19 protein-coding genes and 1 pseudogene are annotated in these 18,809 nt (G+C 32.0%); 9 read left to right on the top strand and 11 right to left on the bottom strand.

Going from position 1 to position 18,809, the window contains the following annotated elements; translation table 11 throughout:
• Positions 1-32: 32 nt before the first annotated feature.
• From J2W48_RS03930 to recF, 9 genes are all read right to left on the bottom strand, one after another.
• Positions 33-647 (bottom strand): FMN-binding negative transcriptional regulator, encoded by a 615-nt coding sequence (locus J2W48_RS03930; protein WP_310278390.1) that lies wholly within the window; start codon positions 645-647, stop codon positions 33-35.
• 7 nt (positions 648-654) lie between these two features.
• Positions 655-1,158, bottom strand: a complete 504-nt coding sequence (locus tag J2W48_RS03925) for a hypothetical protein (RefSeq protein ID WP_310278387.1) — start codon at positions 1,156-1,158, stop codon at positions 655-657.
• Between the two features lie 24 nt (positions 1,159-1,182).
• Positions 1,183-2,196, bottom strand: a complete 1,014-nt coding sequence (murB, locus tag J2W48_RS03920) for a UDP-N-acetylmuramate dehydrogenase (RefSeq protein WP_310278384.1) — start codon at positions 2,194-2,196, stop codon at positions 1,183-1,185.
• Between the two features lie 200 nt (positions 2,197-2,396).
• Complete coding sequence (locus tag J2W48_RS03915) at positions 2,397-2,576, bottom strand: hypothetical protein (protein ID WP_310278379.1); 180 nt, start codon at positions 2,574-2,576, stop codon at positions 2,397-2,399.
• 36 nt (positions 2,577-2,612) lie between these two features.
• Positions 2,613-3,176, bottom strand: coding sequence for a DUF6934 family protein (locus J2W48_RS03910; RefSeq protein WP_310278376.1), 564 nt, complete (start codon positions 3,174-3,176; stop codon positions 2,613-2,615).
• A complete protein-coding gene (locus J2W48_RS03905) occupies positions 3,164-4,249 on the bottom strand; it encodes a glycosyltransferase (protein WP_310278373.1) in 1,086 nt (361 codons plus the stop codon). The genes J2W48_RS03910 and J2W48_RS03905 overlap by 13 nt, the downstream gene beginning before the upstream one ends.
• A gap of 9 nt (positions 4,250-4,258) precedes the next feature.
• Positions 4,259-4,936, bottom strand: a complete 678-nt coding sequence (locus J2W48_RS03900; protein WP_310278370.1) for a DUF2461 domain-containing protein — start codon at positions 4,934-4,936, stop codon at positions 4,259-4,261.
• 10 nt (positions 4,937-4,946) lie between these two features.
• Positions 4,947-5,645, bottom strand: coding sequence for a thioredoxin domain-containing protein (locus J2W48_RS03895; protein ID WP_310278368.1), 699 nt, complete (start codon positions 5,643-5,645; stop codon positions 4,947-4,949).
• 62 nt (positions 5,646-5,707) lie between these two features.
• Positions 5,708-6,787: a DNA replication/repair protein RecF gene (recF, locus tag J2W48_RS03890; RefSeq protein WP_310278365.1), complete on the bottom strand. Its 1,080-nt coding sequence runs from the start codon at positions 6,785-6,787 to the stop codon at positions 5,708-5,710.
• Positions 6,788-7,031: 244 nt separating this feature from the next.
• Between recF and J2W48_RS03885 the strand changes: the two genes are divergently transcribed.
• The 9 genes and pseudogenes from J2W48_RS03885 (at position 7,032) to J2W48_RS03845 (ending at position 16,380) form a co-directional block, all read left to right on the top strand.
• Positions 7,032-7,811 carry a tetratricopeptide repeat protein gene (locus J2W48_RS03885; protein ID WP_310278361.1) on the top strand — a complete coding sequence of 260 codons (780 nt, stop codon included), beginning with the start codon at positions 7,032-7,034 and terminating at the stop codon, positions 7,809-7,811.
• A 69-nt stretch (positions 7,812-7,880) separates the two neighbouring features.
• Entirely contained in the window at positions 7,881-8,453 is a 573-nt protein-coding gene (gene ribH / locus J2W48_RS03880; protein WP_310278359.1) for a 6,7-dimethyl-8-ribityllumazine synthase, read from the top strand.
• 65 nt (positions 8,454-8,518) lie between these two features.
• A complete protein-coding gene (locus tag J2W48_RS03875; RefSeq protein WP_310278356.1) occupies positions 8,519-8,836 on the top strand; it encodes a hypothetical protein in 318 nt (105 codons plus the stop codon).
• Between the two features lie 198 nt (positions 8,837-9,034).
• Positions 9,035-10,909, top strand: a complete 1,875-nt coding sequence (gene mutL, locus J2W48_RS03870; RefSeq protein WP_310278353.1) for a DNA mismatch repair endonuclease MutL — start codon at positions 9,035-9,037, stop codon at positions 10,907-10,909.
• Positions 10,906-11,655, top strand: coding sequence for a rhomboid family intramembrane serine protease (locus J2W48_RS03865; protein WP_310278350.1), 750 nt, complete (start codon positions 10,906-10,908; stop codon positions 11,653-11,655). The genes mutL and J2W48_RS03865 overlap by 4 nt, the downstream gene beginning before the upstream one ends.
• A 42-nt stretch (positions 11,656-11,697) precedes the next feature.
• Positions 11,698-12,561, top strand: coding sequence for a rhomboid family intramembrane serine protease (locus J2W48_RS03860; RefSeq protein ID WP_310278348.1), 864 nt, complete (start codon positions 11,698-11,700; stop codon positions 12,559-12,561).
• Positions 12,562-12,609: 48 nt separating this feature from the next.
• A complete protein-coding gene (locus J2W48_RS03855) occupies positions 12,610-13,626 on the top strand; it encodes an endonuclease/exonuclease/phosphatase family protein (RefSeq protein ID WP_310279150.1) in 1,017 nt (338 codons plus the stop codon).
• Positions 13,627-13,652: 26 nt separating this feature from the next.
• Positions 13,653-13,800: pseudogene (locus tag J2W48_RS03850) on the top strand (transposase); the annotation flags it as partial.
• Positions 13,801-14,100: 300 nt separating this feature from the next.
• Entirely contained in the window at positions 14,101-16,380 is a 2,280-nt protein-coding gene (locus tag J2W48_RS03845; protein ID WP_310278344.1) for a TonB-dependent receptor plug domain-containing protein, read from the top strand.
• 4 nt (positions 16,381-16,384) lie between these two features.
• Here J2W48_RS03845 and J2W48_RS03840 read toward each other — a convergent pair whose 3' ends face one another.
• Positions 16,385-16,999 (bottom strand): WbqC family protein, encoded by a 615-nt coding sequence (locus tag J2W48_RS03840; protein WP_310278341.1) that lies wholly within the window; start codon positions 16,997-16,999, stop codon positions 16,385-16,387.
• A gap of 91 nt (positions 17,000-17,090) precedes the next feature.
• Positions 17,091-18,785: a signal peptidase I gene (gene lepB / locus J2W48_RS03835; RefSeq protein ID WP_310278337.1), complete on the bottom strand. Its 1,695-nt coding sequence runs from the start codon at positions 18,783-18,785 to the stop codon at positions 17,091-17,093.
• Positions 18,786-18,809 lie beyond the last annotated feature (24 nt).

The following is an 18,809-nucleotide window of genomic DNA, read 5'->3' as shown; positions in this document are numbered from 1 at the left end:
TGAATTCCTAATTTTCAATGGTTAAAATCGATTTACTTTCGGTATTTTGACATTTCTTTTGCAATGGCAATGGCCTGTGGGTTTTCAGTTTTTTTTAATTCTGAAATGATGTTTTTATAATTATGGTTATCACGGTTTTGCGAAAGTTTTTTTGTGGCCTGAATTTCATCAATTTCTATCTCAAAACCAAATATTCCCTTAACCTGACGCATGGTTTTGGCAGATAAATCTTCAACACGAACAGAATTCACTGAATTAGCTTCATATTTATCAACTAACTTTTTAAGTTGCTCTGTTGTAGTATCCTCATTCACGATCTTAATTCTGCCATAAACATGTACGGCTATATAATTCCATGTAGGTACATTTTCATGATCATACCAGGATGAGGAAACATAAGAGTGCGGACCAGAAAAGATTGCCAAAACCTGATCGTTTTCTATAAAACCTTCTGCCTGCGGATTCAGCTTTGAAATATGGCCTTGTAATATTTCTTTTCCATCAGCATTCATTTCAAGTTCTATCGGAATATGCGTGGCGCATAATTTTCCATTCGTCTGATTGATCAGAATTCCAAAACTGTTTTCCTTTAAAAAAGTCCTGATGGAGTCCGGATCTTCGTTTTTATAGATATCTGGTGTGTACATTTAATAATTAATTTGAAACTTTCCTGAAATTAAATAAATTTGGATCAGTACTTATCCATAAAATTGTAATTCCAATCACAGTAAAAGTAATTCCTCCAATGATAAATTGTGTTGTAAGGTCATCAGAAAATGCTGATGTGAAATAATCAAACAAACGAGAGAATACTCCTTTTCTAAAAAACTTCAGCCTCAAAATAATGTACATTATTATTGAAACTAAAATCGTGTTCAGGGCCGACAGTTTGTTTTTCCAATTCAAAAAAGCAATTATGATAACTCCCAATGACAGACCCAAAAATATCCAGATGTATATACTGGGCAAAAAATTAAAAATATCATCTTTTGCCGGGAATAACCTATTCCAGCATTCTGATTTTTCTTCTTGAAAATGATTTGTAGCACAAATGAATTTTTCAGCTACGGTGTAAAATCTTAGTTGTAATACACCATGAATAAGGAAAATCATTCCGAGTAATTGAAATAAAATTACTCTAATGTTAAGTTTTTTCATTTAGGAATTAAATTTGTGAATTCATTAGATTACATTCACTTCAGCTTCAATATGAATGCCGAAAGTTTTAAAAACGGTTTCCTGGACATCTTTTGAAACTGCTAAAATTTCCTGACCGGTTGCATTTCCATAATTTACTAAAACCAAAGCCTGGTTTTTATGAACTCCCGCATCTCCAAAACGTTTTCCTTTAAAACCAGCTTGCTCAATCAGCCAGCCAGCAGGAACTTTTACTTCGGTTTCTGAAACTTCATAATATTTCATTTCTGGGAATTTCTGATGAATTTTTTCAAAATCAGATTTCAATAAAATTGGGTTTTTAAAGAAACTTCCGCTGTTGCCTAATTCTTTTGGGTCAGGTAATTTACTTTGTCTGATGGCAATTACAGCATTGCTCACCTCTTTTAGAGTTGGCTTTGTAATATTGTTTTTAGTCAGTTCGGCAGTAATATCTCCGTATGAAGTGTTGATTTTGTGATTGCGTTTAGTCAGTTTATAAACTACCGATGTAATAATGTATTGATCCTTAATTTCGTTTTTAAAGATGCTTTCGCGGTAGCCAAAATTACATTCCGCATTTGTAAAAGTTCTCAATTCCTGAGTTTTGATATTGATTGCTTCACAGGAAACAAGAGTGTCTTTTATTTCGGTTCCGTAAGCGCCAATATTCTGAATCGGTGTTGTTCCAACATTTCCCGGGATTAGCGACATGTTTTCTAAGCCACCAAAATTGTTGTCGATGGTATAAAGAACGAAATCATGCCAGGTTTCGCCAGCCTGACTTTGTATCCAGACAAAATCATCATCTTCCCTGATTATTTTTTTGCCCTTCAAATCAATATGAATCACCAACGCCTCAATATCTTTGGTTAAAAGCATATTGCTTCCGCCTCCCAAAATAAATTTTTTCTCGTTTTTGTTTTCTTCTAAAATTGTTTTCAGTTCATCAACAGAATGTACTGCAACAAATCGCCTGGCCTGGGCCTCAATGCCAAAAGTATTGTAGTTTTTTAAAGAAAAATTGCATTGGATTTCCATAAATAAAAGGCTTTTTGAAGAATTGATTCTGGCTTCAAAAGTAAGGATTATAATTTATTTGAATTCAATTTTGACAAAATATCAGTTGTGATTTGAATAGATATTTTTTTTGAGAAATTAAACGGAGGGTTTTGTCATTCTTAACATGGAAATAAAAAAGCCTCCAAAATTTGAAGGCTTATCAGTAATATTTTTTAAATTTATTTTGCAGCTAATTTTTTAGAAAGGGAAATCGAATTGTCTCCTATGATTTTTGAGGCAATTTCCATTTTGTTTTTTCCAAAAGTTTCATCAAAAGATTTTCTGTTTTCCTTGTCTTTGTAGGAAACAACAGTTTTTTTTCCAGATTTGTCTAAAATATCTTTAATTATATTTTTCATAACAACATCATTTTTAATGGTACAAATATAGACAATTTATTTTAAGTCATCTTTAATTTCAAAAGTTATAAAACTATATATCCTGCTTTTTGCAGGATCATATACTTGATATTCAATATTGTCAATATTGATAACTGAATTTAGTTCCTTTCCATTTTCTTTGCTTTCTGTAATTTTTAAATCATGAATAACACAGCCTTTGATAATAAAGCAATTTTCAATAGATAATAAATTTTTATTTAAGTCCATTTTATACAATCTGTGCTTTGCAGAAGTATTGCCATAAAAAGTCAAAATCGAATTGGGAGAGGTTGATAAAAAGTCCAGAGCACAAGTGAAAACTGTTTTTAAAACTTTGTCTTTATCATCTTTATTATTATCTCTTGACATATCAGAAATTGACTCGTTGCCATTTTCATCAATAAAGATATTGCCAAATCCTAAATTGTAAAATCTTTCTAAACCAGGGTGTGGATACTTTATCATTGCAATCCTCTTAGGGATATCTTTTTTACCATTGCTTACAAAATCATATTTGGTATGCAAAGGATCATTGTCAACTTGTTCAAAATCATAGGATTCATTAATTAAATCTTCCATTCATTGGGTTTAAAATTATTATATGTATCCAATAATTCATGATATTTATTTGCAATAATCTTCATGTTGATGTTGTAATTAGCATTTTCTTCAACAAATTTTTTATTCTGTAAAATAGCTTCATTTCGTGATCCTGAATTTTCAAAAGCCCAAATTAATTCTTCGGATAATTGCTTGATATTATCAATTTCAATCAATTGTCCGTTTTTGCGATGTGTAATCCAGCTTTGATTGCCTGGAATATCAGAAACAACCGGATAACAATTACAAGCCATTGCTTCAAACAAGGAAGCCGAAACACCTTCTGTAATCGGCATACTGATATAAATATTGGATTGCTGTAATAGTTGAGGAAGTTCTGTATTAGGGATTCTTCCGGTGAAAGTTACTTTGTTTTCAATTTGTAAATCCTTGGCTAAATCTTTCAGATATTGTAAACGGGTTCCGTCACCTACAATCGTCAGAGAAAAATTAATTCCTCTTTGATTTAAAATTGCAAATGCTTTTAAAATAGAATCATGACGATATTCAGGTTGTAAAGAACGTGTTACGATTGCTTCAATTTTATTTGAATTATTTGTTGAAGGAGAAAAAAGCGATAAGTCAATTCCTTTTGGGAGAACTAAAACTTTACTCATATTAACGCCAATTGCTGCCATCGAGATCGTCATAACCGGACCCCATGCGTGAATTAAATCGGCTTTTTTGAAAGCGTGCTTCTGAATAAATTTCTTAAAAAGATATAAAACAGAATCTTCCGGCCATAGATCTGTCCGGCCTTGTTGTGCAATTGCAATAGGGTGCATGCCAGAAATTGCAGCTAGAAAACCATAACTGGTGGTTCTTTCTGCAATTATCATATCCGGTTTTTGCTGACGGATTGTTTTACGAATAGAAACTGGGGCAAAAGCATATTCTAAAATACGCCTGAATCGATTGAATTTTGAATTGTTTGGTGTTTGAAGTTCCCAGGTACAAATCTCAAAATCACCAAATTCTTTTATGCCTTTCATCCACGTAATGGCATCTGCACGATAGGATTCGCCCAAAAAAAGTATTTTCCTTTTTTTCATTCGGTCAGCTTAAAATTCATCCGTTTCTAAAGCACGATTAATGAATTCGTTTAAAGGTTTCAGCGCAATTAATTTCTGGCTCATTTTTATAACAAAATCTTTTTTGATGACCTCGGAAATGTCAAACTTTTGAGTAGCTGTAAAACTTTTCAATTTTAAAAGCTCAATTGCAGGATGGTCTTTTTCATAACCTCTTGGCGGATTTTTAAGCGAATTGTTTTCATTTACATCTAAACTTTTAAATTCTTTTTTGAAGTTTTCCTCAACTAAAACAGCCTCTAAGTCATCATGAAAAAAGGCAATTTCTTTACGTACTTTTTTTAAATCATCCGCTTCAGGAGAATAAAATCCACCGGCTATAAAACTAGCGCCTTTCTCAATATGTACATAATATCCGGCACGGTTTGCGCCTTTGGCCCCAGATGACATCCAAACACCTAAATGTGCTTTGTAAGGCGATTTGTCTTTAGAGAATCGAATGTCGCGATTGATTCTGAATGTACAGTTTTTTACTTCTAATAATTCCAATGAAGGATCAAGCGGTTTCATGGCGTCCAGAAAATCACTTACCAATTGATGATAATCTTTTTTAAAAATCTCGTATCTTTTTTTATTATCCTGAAACCAATCCCGGTTATTATTGATTTTTAAATCGTCTAAAAATTGCAATGATTCTTTTGTTAGCATATAGGGTATGTTATTGCAGTTGTTTTTTTAAATCCTGTTCGCTTATGTAACCCAGATTCTTCCATTTTACTTCGTGATTTTCATATAATACAACAATCGGCAGCTGGTCAATTTTCATTTGGGTTGCCAGTGTTTTGTTTTTATCAACATCAATACGAATAATAGTTACTTTGTCTGCCATTTCTTTTTGCATTTTCAAAAGGTAAGGCTCCATTTTTTTACATGGCCCACACCATTCGGCATAAAAATCAACCAAAACTTTTTTGTCAGTATGTAATAATTTATTAAAATCATCTTGCGTCATTCCAATTTGTGCTGTTGATGGTTTCGATAGACCTTCGGCTTTCCACTTCATGATACCGCCTTCCATTTCGTAAACATTTGTAAAACCCATTTCGGTTAATTTTGCAGCTGCTTTTTTACTTCTTCCGCCACTTAAACAATAGACAAAAACAGGTTTTGACTTGTTGTAAGTTGCTGCTTTTGCTGAAAAGTCATCGCTATTCCAGTTTACGTTTATTGCATTGTCAAGGTGTTCAGATGCAAATTCGTCAGGAGTACGAACGTCTAAAATTTGTGGATTTTCAGTAGTTTTTATTTTTTCGGCAAAATCTTTCGGAGTAATTTCTTCAAATGATTTGGCTGTTTGCCCATGACAAGAAGCGAATATAAAAACGACTATTACTAATAAGGTCTGAGGGAATTTCATGATAATAATTTTTAAAGTATCGCTAAATTAAGGTTTTTTTTGATTTTGAATTTCGAATGAAATCATAAATTGAATATTTTGTAACTCTGATGCGTCGATTTTACAATTGCTTCGGTCCGTTCCGGATGTGTGTCCGAAATAAAAAGCTGACCAAAAGTTTCGCTATTAACCATTTCTATAATTTTGGCAACGCGGCTTTCATCCAGTTTGTCAAAAATATCATCAAAAAGCAGCAGCGGTTTTACACCACTTTGTTTCTTTAAAAACTCAAATTGAGCTAATTTCAAAGCAATCAAAAATGATTTTTGCTGACCTTGTGATCCGAATTTTTTTATTGGATGGGAATCTATTTCAAATGATAAATCATCTTTATGGATACCAACACCCGTGTAATGCAGCGCTCTGTCTTTATTAATATTTTCCTGTAAAAGTGTCAGTAAATCTTTTTCATACAAATGACTTTCATAAACCAATTGCACGGTTTCCTCAGAACCTGTTATTGCCTGATGATGGATATTAAATATAGGTATAAATTGTTCCAGGAAATTTTTTCGCTTTTCAAAAATAGATTTTCCAATACCATTTAATTGCTCATTATATATAGATAAGGTATCATTGTCAAAAACATGATTCAGGGCAAAATATTTAAGCAAAGCATTTCGCTGTACAATTATTTTCTGATATTGAATAAGCTGGTGCAGATAAGTGGAATCTAATTGCGAAATCACGCTATCCATAAATTTACGGCGTGTTTCGCTTCCTTCTACAATTAAATCACGATCAGCAGGAGAAATAATGACTAATGGAATGAACCCAATATGATCGGAGAATTTATCGTAAGCCTTTCCATTTCTTTTCAGGACTTTTTTTTGTCCTTTTTTTAAGCTGCAGACAATCTGTTCCGTTCTTTCATTTTTTTCCAATTCTGCATCAATCACAAAAAACTCTTCTCCGTGTTTGATATTTTGTACAGCTAAGGGATTAAAATAACTTTTTCCATAAGCCAAATGATAAATAGCGTCAAGTACATTGGTTTTGCCAATTCCGTTTTTTCCAACAAAACAATTGATCTTGTGGTCAAAATCAAAACTGGCTTCGGAGAAATTCTTATAATTAAATAAGGAAATTTTGTTTAAATGCATTTTTTAAGAAACTCTAGGGATAAAACTCAGTGTTTTTGAACAGCAAAAATTTGAGGGTGCAAATTATCGAAAATTATCGATATAAAAGGCTTTTGGGATGTTTCCGGATGAATTATTTTGATGCTGAAGACAAACGAGTTACGATTGTTGAAAATATTTTTTATAAAATTAGCTATAAAGTTGATTTTTTATACGTGGGTTTCAATAAAAATTTTATTTTTGCCGTTCACTAAATTAATTTTAAATGGCTACTTACAATAAAAGAGGATATAAAGCACCAAAGGAAAAGGAAGTTAAAGAAGTAAATGAGGAACAACAGGTAGTCGTTGATGAAAAAGACAGTACAACAGCTGGTGTATTTTCAAAATTAGACGAAACTGCTTCAAGAACGGAGGATTGGGTTGCTAAAAATCAAAAAATCATTATTGGTTTAGTTGCTGGTATTGCTGTTGCAACTATTGGTTATCTGGCTTACCAAAAATTTATCGAGGCTCCTAAGCAAGAGGAAGCTGCAAATGAAATGTTTGTTGCACAGCAAAACTTCGAAAAGGCAACTAATGGTGTATCTAGCGATTCATTGTATAAACTGGCATTGAATGGTTCTGAAGGGAAATTCGGATTCATTAAAATTGCTGATGAATATTCTGGTACCGATGCAGGAAATTTAGCTAATTATTATGCTGGTATGGCTTACCTGAATACTGGTAAATTTGATGAAGCAATTAAATACTTAGGTGAATTTAAGTCTGATGAGGCGATTGTGAATGCTTTGGCGATTGGTGGAATAGGAGATGCTTATTCTCAAAAAAACAATCAAAAAGAGGCTTTAAGCTATTATGTAAAAGCTGCTGAGTCTGATAAAAACGATTTTACGACACCTCGTTTCTTATTGAAAGCAGGTAAAACAGCGCTGGCTTTAGGTCAAAAAGAAGATGCTTTAAAATATTTGACAGATATTAAAGAAAATTATGACGGTACACCAGAAGCTGCTTCTGTTGATGTATTGATTGGATTAGCGCAATAAATATATTAGTTTTGTAGTTCATTAGATAAATAATCTAAAATCTGAACTTTAAAATCTTAAATATAAAAGATGGCTACTGAAAATAAAAATTTATCAGAATACGATAAAAACACAATCCCAAATGCGAAAGACTTTCGATTTGGGATTGTTGTTTCTGAATGGAACGATACTATAACAGAAGGGCTTTATAATGGTGCTTTTGAAGCATTAATAGATAATGAAGTTCCTGCTCAGCAAATTATCCGCTGGAATGTTCCGGGAAGTTTTGAGCTGATTTATGGTGCAAAAAAAATGTTGCAGACGCAAAATGTTGATGCAGTTATTGTAATTGGGTGCGTAATTCAGGGACAAACCAAACATTTCGATTTTGTTTGTGAAGGTGTTACGCAAGGCATCAAAGACCTGAATGTTCAAACAGATATTCCGGTTATTTTTTGTGTTTTGACAGATAATAATATGCAGCAGTCTATTGACAGAAGTGGAGGAATTCATGGAAACAAAGGTACGGAGGCGGCAATTGCGGCTATAAAAATGGCATACATACGCCAGCAGGCTTCTATTTCGCATTCGTTTAATCAGCCGTTGTTGGCTTCAGGTGCAATTCAAATTGAAGAGACCCCAAGAAAAATAGAAAAAGAATAAGATGTATGGATGAGTTTTTCTGTAAAACCAGGCTTTTTTGGGCTATTTCCAGAATTTTTTTTTCGATGCTGATTTTTTTCGACTCCTTCAATAAGTTGAAAACAGATCCGGATTTTTCAGTGTCTATTGTGAATTGTATCATTTTAGGGTATGCGGTCTGCCTGTTAATTATTGGAATAAATGAAATTAGAGAAAAAGAAACAAATCTTATTTTTCTTGCACTGATTGGGATTTGTTCAATGGTTTTAGCTGTTTTTTTAGTTTCGCTGACCATTGGAAGTTTGAAATCCGGATTTGCGATTTGGCTTTTCTTTATTTTTGTCTGGATGGTTATTGTTGGTCTCAAAGATATTTTAGGGAATCAGTTTTACACCAGAGAATAATATACCCTTATAAAACTATTATTGAAATAATGAAACCTATACTATTTTTCAAATAGTATAGGTTTTTTGTTTTTTTTATGATTACAGATGTTCTGAAACACCGTATAAATTCATTAAATTTGTACTCCTTGGTTTAAATTTTTTAAACCTTATTAATTCCATTGAATTGGAAAAGTTAACCTTAAAACCCAATTTTTAATGTCGAGTATTATTCAATTACTTCCTGATCATGTTGCGAATCAAATTGCCGCTGGTGAAGTGGTTCAAAGACCGGCCTCAGTCGTAAAAGAATTATTAGAAAACGCTGTTGATGCAAAAGCAACCGATATCAAACTCATTATTAAGGATGCCGGAAAATCATTGGTTCAGGTTATCGATAATGGTTTAGGTATGAGTGTGACAGATGCAAGATTGTGTTTTGAACGCCATGCCACCTCAAAAATCCGTCAGGCGGAGGATTTATTTACGTTATGTACAAAAGGATTTCGTGGTGAGGCTTTGGCTTCTATTGCGGCGATTGCCCACATGGAAATGAAAACCAGACAGGACCAGGAAGAACTGGGGACACATATTGTTATTGAAGGAAGCAAATTTGTTTCGCAGGAAGTGGCGGTTTTACCGAAAGGAACTTCTTTTGCAGTTAAAAACCTTTTTTTTAATATTCCGGCAAGGCGTAACTTTTTAAAGTCGGATACGGTTGAATTTCGTCATGTAATGGATGAATTTCAACGAGTAGCTTTAGCACATCCAAACATTCATTTTACTTTTTATCACAATGGAAGTGAAATGTATAATTTGCCGGCTTCTAATTTTCGTCAGCGAATTGTAGGCATTTTTTCAGGTAAAACCAATGAGAAATTAGTACCTGTAAACGAAGAGACTGAAATTATATCCATTCAGGGATTTGTTTGTAAGCCCGAATTTGCAAAGAAAAACAGGGGAGAACAGTTCTTTTTTGTTAATGATCGTTTTATAAAAAGCGGTTACCTGCATCATGCTGTTATGGCGGCTTATGACGGGCTTTTGAAAGATGGTTCGCAGCCAAGTTATTTTCTGTATTTACAAGTTCCGCCCAATACAATTGATATCAATATCCATCCCACCAAAACTGAAATTAAGTTTGATGATGAACAGGCTTTATATGCAATTTTAAGAGCTTCCATTAAACATAGTTTAGGGCAGTTTAATGTATCACCAGTTCTTGATTTTGATCGGGATTCTAATTTGGACACACCCTATCATTATAAAGATCTGGAAGCTGAAACGCCGACAATTCAGGTTGACGGTACTTTTAATCCCTTTACAGATGATAAGACAAATAAACATTATTCTAAAGCAGGTTCGAGATCAAATTCGTATTCAGGTTATTCTAAAAGAGTAGAACCAACAGCCAGTTGGGAAAGTTTATATGTGGGTTTAGAAACTGAAAGTATTGAAAGTTCCCCTTTTTCATTCGAAAATGAAGAAGTGACTTCTTCGTTGTTTAATGATAATGATGTAGAACAAGCGATTCAGAAAACGTATCAGATTCACAAAAAATATATTGTTTCGCCAATAAAATCAGGAATGGTAATTGTCGATCAGCAACGTGCTCATCAGCGTATTTTATACGAACAGTTTTTGCTGAATATGACAGTAAATCAGGCGTCAAGCCAACAATTGTTGTTCCCTTTAAATTTATTCTATTCTTCAGATGAAATGACATTAATCGAAGAATTAAAACCTTCATTAGAAACAACCGGATTTGTTTTTGAAGAAGCACAAACAGATCATATTGTAATTTCCGGAATTCCTGTCAATATTACCGAAAGTGAAGTTTCAATGGTAATCGAACAATTATTGAGCGATTTACAAGACGGAATTCCAGCGAGCAGTTACAGCCAGAATGATACCATTGCGAAATCGATGGCTAAAAGTTTAGCGGTTAAAACAGGCTCCTATTTAACCGAAAAAGAACAGGACAATCTTGTAAATGGTTTATTTGCCTGTAAAGATCCTAATATTTCACCTTTTCAAAAACCCACTTTCATCACCATGCGTGTGGAAGATATAGATAAAAAGTTTGCCTTATGATGAAGATAACTCCCGTAGTAAAACAATTGTTGATTATTAATATTATATTTTTTATTGGTACATATTTAGTTCAGGCTGCACAAGCTTACTTAATACTCTTTTTTCCTGAAAATCCTAGATTTGAATTTTGGCAACCTATTACTCATATGTTTATGCATGGTAATTTCATGCATATCGCATTTAATATGTTTGCTTTATATTCTTTTGGCTCAACTTTGGAGCATTTTTGGGGCGGTAAAAAAATCTTATTTTTTTATATCTCATGTGGTTTAGGCGCTGCTTTGGTTAATTATGCTGTAAATTATTATTTTTATCAAGATGGTTTGAATGTTTTATTAGCAAATGGCTTTCATAAAACAGATATTCTTAATTTACTTAATGAAGGAAAAATTGACACTAGATGGCAACAAATATTGTCCGTTTCTGAATTTACACATTTTGTTGAAGCTTACACGGGAGCAGTTTTAGGAGCATCGGGCGCAGTATATGGATTGCTGGTTGCTTTTGCTTTTATGTTTCCTAATGCTGAACTTGGAATTATGTTTATACCTATTCCGATAAAAGCTAAATTTTTTGTTCCAATTTACATGCTTCTTTTTGATGGATTCTTTGGTATTTTTGGAAGTTCATTTATGGGAATTGAATCAGGAATTGCACATTATGCCCATATTGGAGGAGCTTTGTTCGGATTCTTAATTATGTGGTATTGGAAAAAAAATCAGTTTAATAAGAACCGTTGGAATTAATTTTTAACTTTAATATTAATTATCAAAACCAAAAAAGCTTTTATGAATATTCTGGATGATTTAAAATTGCAATATAAATTAGGCGGTATCGCAATGAGGGTTATTTACTGGAACATCGCCTGTTTCCTGATTTCTTTGGTGTTTTTTTATCAATTTTCAGGAGGTGGTTTTAATTATCCAAATTGGCTTGCGTTATATTCGGATCCAGATGTTTTTTTGTTTAAGCCATGGACTTTTTTAACGTATGCATTTTTACATTTTACCTTTTGGCATTTGTTATTTAACATGATTGTGCTCAATTTTGCGAGTAATTTGTTTTTGACCTTTTTTACTCAAAAGCAATATTTAGGATTGTATATTTTAAGTGCTGTTTTTTCAGGTGTAGTTTTTGTTTTAAGTTATTATTTTTTGAATTATTCTGCAACTATTGTTGGTGCTTCTGCTGCCATTATGGCAATTTTGGTAGCTGCAACTACTTATCAGCCCTTGATGAATGTTCGTTTGTTATTGATTGGAAATGTCAAGTTATGGCACATAACAGGAGTAATTTTAATTCTGGATTTAATGCAATTTCGTTTAGGGAATATGGGAGGTCATATTTCGCATTTGGCGGGTGCTTTTTTCGGATTTATTTTTATTAAATTACTTCAAAACGGAACTGATCTGAGTATAGGAATTTCTAAAACATTAGATTTTTTTGCTAACTTATTCAGTAAATCTTCAACAACTCCTTTTAAAAAAGTACATAAAAATTATAATAAAACTACACAAAAAGCATCTTCAGGAATTGTTACCAAAGATAAAACTCAACAGCAAATTGATGAGATTTTGGATAAAATCAGTCAGTCCGGCTATGATTGCCTGACAAAAGAAGAAAAGGAATTTTTGTTTAAAGCAGGAAAATAATCCGGTAATAAAGAGAGTATGAAAAACCTGTCTTGGTTTAATAAAATAATGTTCTTTTTGAATATAGTGTTAACTGTATTGACTTTTACTATCTATATTTTACCTTTTCTGGCACCTAAGAGCTTTCCTCTTTTATCGGTGATGACATTGTTTATGCCGGCTTTTTTTATACTGAACGGCTTGTTCTTTATTTATTGGGGGGTACAGTTTAAAAAACGGCTTATTTTGTCTGGTTTGGTTTTGTTAACGGGTATTACCTTCATTAGTAAATTCTATAAAATATCAGGGAAAGAATATTTTAAAGAGGAAAAAGATTTTACAGTAATGAGTTATAATGTACGCCTTTTTAATGTTTTTAAATGGCTGGATCGTGATGATATCCCGTCTAATATTAAAGCTTTTATTGATGAAAAAGATCCGGATATTCTGTGTATTCAGGAATATTCGAATTCTGCCCATCTGGATTTAAAAGTATATCCGCATCGTTATATTTTTATAGATGGAAATCAAATTAAAACAGGACAGGCAATTTTTTCTAAATTTCCTATTTTATATGAAGGCAACATTGTATTTCCCAATTCAGATAACAATGTAATTTATGCCGATATTAAGCGTGGTAAAGATATTATTCGTGTATACAATATGCACTTGCAGTCGATCAAAATTTCTCCGGATGTAGATAAAATTTCAGATGATATTGATAATGTAAATCAGCGTAAATCACAGCTTATTTACAGCAGAATTAGCAAAGGATTTAGACAGCAACAAGAACAGGCAGAAATTTTTAAGGAAAATATCAAACAATCTAAAAATCCAATCATTATTTGTGGAGATATGAATAATAGTCCTTTTTCATACGTGTACCGAAATATAAAAGGAAAATTAAAAGATACATTTGAAGAAGCCGGAGAAGGCTTTGGAGCCACATATAAATTCAAATATTATCCTGCAAGAATCGATTATATTTTTGCTGACAGTAAGATGAAAGTTAAAAAATTTGAAAGCTTCTCAGATTTTGAAAATTCAGATCACTATCCAATTATGGCAACGCTTTCGATGGATTAAGTTAAAAAAGTTTTTGCGTTTTCAAGATTGCAATTAGTAATGCCAAACGTAGTTTTTCAGGAAATTATCATAAAATAAAAGGGAAATATCTTCAATTATATCTAAACGAGTTTTGTTTATAAACTCAATCGAAGATATTTTGAAGAAAGCTATAATAGTATTTCAGGGTTATGATTGAAAACGGATAATCATAAATATATTAACAAAAAACGAAAAATTATTTAAAATTTATTATTGCAGTTTTTGATGTAACTGTTGCATTATTTGGTTCGATTGATATGAGCGCAAAGCAAAAAGAGGATAATACTGGTGGCTGTTCGGGTTCTACTAAAGAATGTGGAAAAACAGATGACGGTAGGGTAATCGTTGGAGAATATAACACATAAAGTATTTTTTTTAGTTATTACTTTCCTGGCTAGTTTTTCTGGCCAGGAAAGTTTTTTATTATAGTAGTACCATTAGGCACATAATTTTATGAAAAGTCAAATTTTAGTTTTATTTTTTTTATTTATTTTGAGTAATGTTTTTTGTCAGGAAAGACGGGTTATAGAGGGAAAAATTTTATCAAATGAAGTTGTGCTACCTGATATTTTAGTAGAATTAAAGACAGGTACAATTTCTAAGTTTGCAATAAGTAATAAAAAAGGAGAATATAAGTTTGAATATATAATATCGAATGATTCTGTTATATTGAAAGTTAATAGTTTTGGTTACAAAATGTATGATCAAAAGATTGCAGAAAATAATAAAATTGGCGTTTTTGATATTCATCTTGTTATTGATGAACCTGAACAATTAAAAGAAATTATTATAACATCTGATAGTAAAATTATTAATAAGGCTAAAAAAAATGTTTATAAAATTGATCAAAAAGATTATTTAAAAAATGCAAAAGCAGGAGTGGTTTTGAGTTCTGTGCCAAATGTTTATTTTAATGAATTTGACGGTAAGATAATTGTTGATGGGAACCTAAATGCAAAAATATTCATAGATGGTTTAGAGGCCATGCCTGATGAGCTCAAAAATATTGATGCTGCCGATATTAAAAACGTTGAAATTATAAATAATCCCTCTGCGGCTTATTTTAGATCTGATTTTTTTGGGGCAATAATAAATATTATAACGCAAAAAAAAGCTGAAGAATTTATCAAAGGCAGTTTGGAAACTACTATTGGACTAATAAATAATTTTTGGGGCTTAAACCCTGCTTTTTCGTATAAGAAGGGAATATTTATTATTAAGTCTAATTTGGGATATGTTAATAATCCTCAAATTATAGATTTTAATTCTAAAAGAGTTGATGAAAACGGAACTTTTTTGCAAAGTAATATTAATCATTCCCGAAACAAACAAATAAGTTCAAGTACAAGAGCAAGATTGAATTTTAGCGATAAATCCAGTCTTACATTGACTAATAGTTTTTATGGTTATGATTTTTTAGGCAACGCATCGGGGTTTAGTATAGTTGATAATGATATACCTCAGTATTTCTTTAAAGACAACAGAAATAAAATGAAAAATTGGAATATTGCGTCTGTATATAATTACAAAATTGAGGAAAACTCTATATTCTTTGTTAAAAGTGCATATTCTACATATGGTAAAACGGATGTTAGCCAGTTTAATTATGAAGATAGAAGCCCAGAGTATTTTAATGTTAACTCGAAAAACAGAGAATTTTCAGTGCAGATGAATTATGAATTAGAGAAGTTGGTTTTTTTGGGTAAGGACATGGATTTTTATTCCGACCTGAAGTTCATAAATAGAAAATATGATTTTTCGGATCAAAGTTATTATATTAATCAAAATGTCATTGATGCTTCGGCTGAACTGGATTCAAATTGGTCTAATAAATTTTCGACTGAATTGGCTTTAACTTTTGAAAATACAAATGATTTCAATAGGAGTATAAATCAAAACTATAATTTGCTATTGCCAACTATTAATGCATTGTATCATTTTAAAAATAAGACTGACCTGAAATTTGGGTATTCTAGAAAGGTGTTAAGGCCAAGTGCAAGTGATTTGAATGATGAAGTAATAATTATTTATCCTGGTATAGCAAAACAGGGTAATTCTGAACTTAATCCTCAACTACGTAATTATTATTCCCTGACTTTAAGTAAATTTTTTAAATATGATAATTTGTCATTTAAAATCTATAATGAATCAATCAATAATGCAATTACTGAAGTTTATAGAAAAGATGGTGACTTGTTAATTCAAACGCTTGATAATGCTGCAAAATATAATTCTACCGGAATGAATATTGGATTTAGAACTAAATTGTTTGAAAAAATAATTACAAATCTAAACTCAGGGTTAGATTATAATGTCTATGAGGATAACAGTGAAATGGCAGTAATTGAGAAAAATAGTGGTTATACATTCAGGGGGAGTGTTAATTTAAGCACTAAGTTTTTTAGAGATAGAGTTTCAATGTCTTTCTCAGGGAGACAGGATGGTCCAAATTATTCTTTGTTATCAAAAAGAATAACTAAACCATATCTGGATTTTACGATTGCAACCAATGTGCTAAAAGATAAATTAAATATTAGCTTGTATGGTAGAAATTTACTAGGGAAAGAAGCAAGTGGTTTTACTGATATAAGTAGTTATGATAATTTTTATCAAAAAATAGAAACTAAAAATAATTCAAGAAATTTATTGCTTATTTTAACGTATAACTTTGGTAAGAAATTCAGTGATAAGATTGATAATCAAGATATTAATAATGCTGATGTTAGGCGTTAGCAAATTATGTTATCTTCTGAGTTTTCAAGTAATCCATGGCAAATTTACCTTCGTTAAAAAGCAGGTCCAAAACGCTTAAATTGTTTATAAAGCCATGTTTATCATCAAAAACCTGCTGATATCTTTCGAATGAATTTATGTCTTTTTTCCCGTTTGCCAGATATCTGAAATCAGATATATTTACAGCTTCATGGAAATATTCGCTTGTTTTATCAAATTCCAGTTTCATTCTTAAACACTTGGCTGTTATTTCTAAAACTTCCATATTTAAATCCATCAAAAAAGTATGTTTCTTCTGGAAAACAGGAGTTATATCATCTTCAAAAAACTCAAAAAAGGGAGAACTTCTGTATGCAGCTTCCAATGATTTAAAATGTTGTTTTTGCCAGTCAAATTCATTCTCAATCAAGACATCCTTAGTTTTTTGATGTGTATTTTTGGAATGTTTAACAGGAATATTTAAAAGCTGTATTCCATTTGGGCTGTAAATGTAAGTACGATTTCTATTAGTTTGTTTCTGAAAATTATCTTCCATTTCAAAAGTGATATTTTCAGATTGAGCCATAACCGCAAAATGACTAATTGAAGGGAAATAGGTTGGAAGTAATAAGGAATTCATATTGTCCTAAGTTTTAAAGTGTGAAAGTCAAAAGTCATAAAGTGCTATTTTGATTTGACTTTATGACTTTTGACTTTCAGACGTTAGACTATTATTGTTTGCTTTCTTTTCTTTTTCTCCAGAAATATTCGCCTATAAAATATGCAGCCAGGATAATTAAGAAATATTTGAAATACGATTGTGGCTGGCCTTCTCCATCAACAGTAGTGAAAACCCTGTCCCAACGAATTTTGTTGATCCCTTTGCCGTTTGTATCCCAGCTTAACCATATAAAAACCGGTTTTCCTACAATATGATCGCTAGGAACGAAGCCCCAGTAACGGCTATCCTCAGAGTGGTGACGATTGTCTCCCATCATCCAATAGTAATCTTTTGTAAACGTATAGCTGTTTGCCAGTTCTCCGTTGATTTTTATTTGATTGTCTTTTATTTCTAATTTGTTGTTTTCATAAGTGCCAATTATTCGGGCATATAAACCTATGTTTTCACTATTTAACTGTACTGTTGCACCGGCTTTAGGAATTAATATTGGCCCATATTCATCCATTGTCCATTTTCCATTATGAGGGAAAATTTCTGTTCCGCTGTGTTTTTTCTCCACATATTGAATAATGGAATCAATTGCTTTATTCTTTCTTAATTCATCCGCTGCCTTTAAAGTGAGATTAGCATTCGTTTCGGCAAGATATTGTTCCTGTGCATAGATCCCTGTAGTTTGAATTATGTTTGCCGGTAATCCGTTAAATCCAGTTTGTATAGTGAATGAATTGTCCGGATTTTGGTTCGCATAAATAATATAAGGTCTTACAGCTTCTAATTGTGCATCAGAAGTAGGTTTTATGATGTAAGTTCTTGAAAACTCTGTTGACCCTGTTTCTTTCAATAATTCATTTGATATGCCTTTGGCAGCGTAAATTGTATGTTCATACTGCGGTTTTGCTCTTTCAGGTAAAACTAATTTTTTTCCGTTAATGAATACAAAACCATCTTTTATAGATAAGTTATCCCCAGGAATACCTACACATCTCTTAACGTAATTTGATTTCTTGTCTATTGGTTTGATGACACCAGGCCTTCCTTTTGGTTCAAAAAAGTAATGTACCGTATCGACTGGCCAGTTAAAAACGACAATATCATTGTTTTTAATTTTTTCTAAAGCAGGTAATCTAAAATAGGGTAGTTGTGGCCAGCTTAAATATGATTTCTTTTTTGTTAAAGGAATAGAATCATGAACCATTGGCAAAGCAACAGTTGTCATAGGTACACGTGGTCCATAGTTTACTTTACTCACAAAAAGAAAATCACCAATTAATAATGATTTTTCTAATGAAGAAGTTGGAATAGTAAAAGGCTGTACTACATAAGTATGCACCAATGTAGCTACTATTATGGCAAAAAGCAAAGAGTTTATCGTGTCTGCAGTTTTATTTTCAGGAGTTAACTTTCTGTTGGGATTATGCTCTAATTTTTGGGTATAGTTGATATAATAGATGTAAAACCCGAATGTAAAAATTCCTAAAATAGTATCTAAGGTTGACTTTTTTCCGAATGTTCTCAGGGTTTCAACCCAGACAACCGGAAACATAATCAGATTTATAATTGGAATAAAAAGTAAAAAGGTCCACCATGTTGGACGACCAATTATTTTCATCAAAACAATCGAATTATAAACGGGAATTGCTGCTTCCCAGGATTTTCTACCCGCTGCCTGATATAATTTCCAGGTTCCTAAAAAATGAATTATTTGTACGGCAAGGAAAAAAACAAACCAAAGATAAAGTGTCATAGTTTTATATTTTAGTTCTGAGAT

The organism is Flavobacterium piscis, assembly GCF_031457575.1.
GTDB lineage: Bacteria > Bacteroidota > Bacteroidia > Flavobacteriales > Flavobacteriaceae > Flavobacterium > Flavobacterium piscis_A.
Note: the sequence above shows the minus strand (reverse complement) of the source record. Positions and strands in the feature narration are given on the sequence as shown.

Bases quoted from the DNA above. Each gene is read 5' to 3' on its own strand.
- J2W48_RS03895 (WP_310278368.1), bottom strand. From the start codon at position 5,645: ATGAAATTCCCTCAGACCTTATTAGTAATAGTCGTTTTTATATTCGCT.
- J2W48_RS03915 (WP_310278379.1), bottom strand. From the start codon at position 2,576: ATGAAAAATATAATTAAAGATATTTTAGACAAATCTGGAAAAAAAACT.
- mutL (WP_310278353.1), top strand. From the start codon at position 9,035: ATGTCGAGTATTATTCAATTACTTCCTGATCATGTTGCGAATCAAATT.
- lepB (WP_310278337.1), bottom strand. From the start codon at position 18,785: ATGACACTTTATCTTTGGTTTGTTTTTTTCCTTGCCGTACAAATAATT.
- J2W48_RS03900 (WP_310278370.1), bottom strand. From the start codon at position 4,936: ATGCTAACAAAAGAATCATTGCAATTTTTAGACGATTTAAAAATCAAT.
- J2W48_RS03855 (WP_310279150.1), top strand. From the start codon at position 12,610: ATGTTCTTTTTGAATATAGTGTTAACTGTATTGACTTTTACTATCTAT.
- J2W48_RS03910 (WP_310278376.1), bottom strand. From the start codon at position 3,176: ATGGAAGATTTAATTAATGAATCCTATGATTTTGAACAAGTTGACAAT.
- J2W48_RS03885 (WP_310278361.1), top strand. From the start codon at position 7,032: ATGGCTACTTACAATAAAAGAGGATATAAAGCACCAAAGGAAAAGGAA.
- recF (WP_310278365.1), bottom strand. From the start codon at position 6,787: ATGCATTTAAACAAAATTTCCTTATTTAATTATAAGAATTTCTCCGAA.
- J2W48_RS03875 (WP_310278356.1), top strand. From the start codon at position 8,519: ATGCTGATTTTTTTCGACTCCTTCAATAAGTTGAAAACAGATCCGGAT.
- J2W48_RS03925 (WP_310278387.1), bottom strand. From the start codon at position 1,158: ATGAAAAAACTTAACATTAGAGTAATTTTATTTCAATTACTCGGAATG.
- J2W48_RS03930 (WP_310278390.1), bottom strand. From the start codon at position 647: ATGTACACACCAGATATCTATAAAAACGAAGATCCGGACTCCATCAGG.
- J2W48_RS03905 (WP_310278373.1), bottom strand. From the start codon at position 4,249: ATGAAAAAAAGGAAAATACTTTTTTTGGGCGAATCCTATCGTGCAGAT.
- J2W48_RS03840 (WP_310278341.1), bottom strand. From the start codon at position 16,999: ATGAATTCCTTATTACTTCCAACCTATTTCCCTTCAATTAGTCATTTT.
- ribH (WP_310278359.1), top strand. From the start codon at position 7,881: ATGGCTACTGAAAATAAAAATTTATCAGAATACGATAAAAACACAATC.
- murB (WP_310278384.1), bottom strand. From the start codon at position 2,196: ATGGAAATCCAATGCAATTTTTCTTTAAAAAACTACAATACTTTTGGC.
- J2W48_RS03845 (WP_310278344.1), top strand. From the start codon at position 14,101: ATGAAAAGTCAAATTTTAGTTTTATTTTTTTTATTTATTTTGAGTAAT.
- J2W48_RS03865 (WP_310278350.1), top strand. From the start codon at position 10,906: ATGATGAAGATAACTCCCGTAGTAAAACAATTGTTGATTATTAATATT.
- J2W48_RS03860 (WP_310278348.1), top strand. From the start codon at position 11,698: ATGAATATTCTGGATGATTTAAAATTGCAATATAAATTAGGCGGTATC.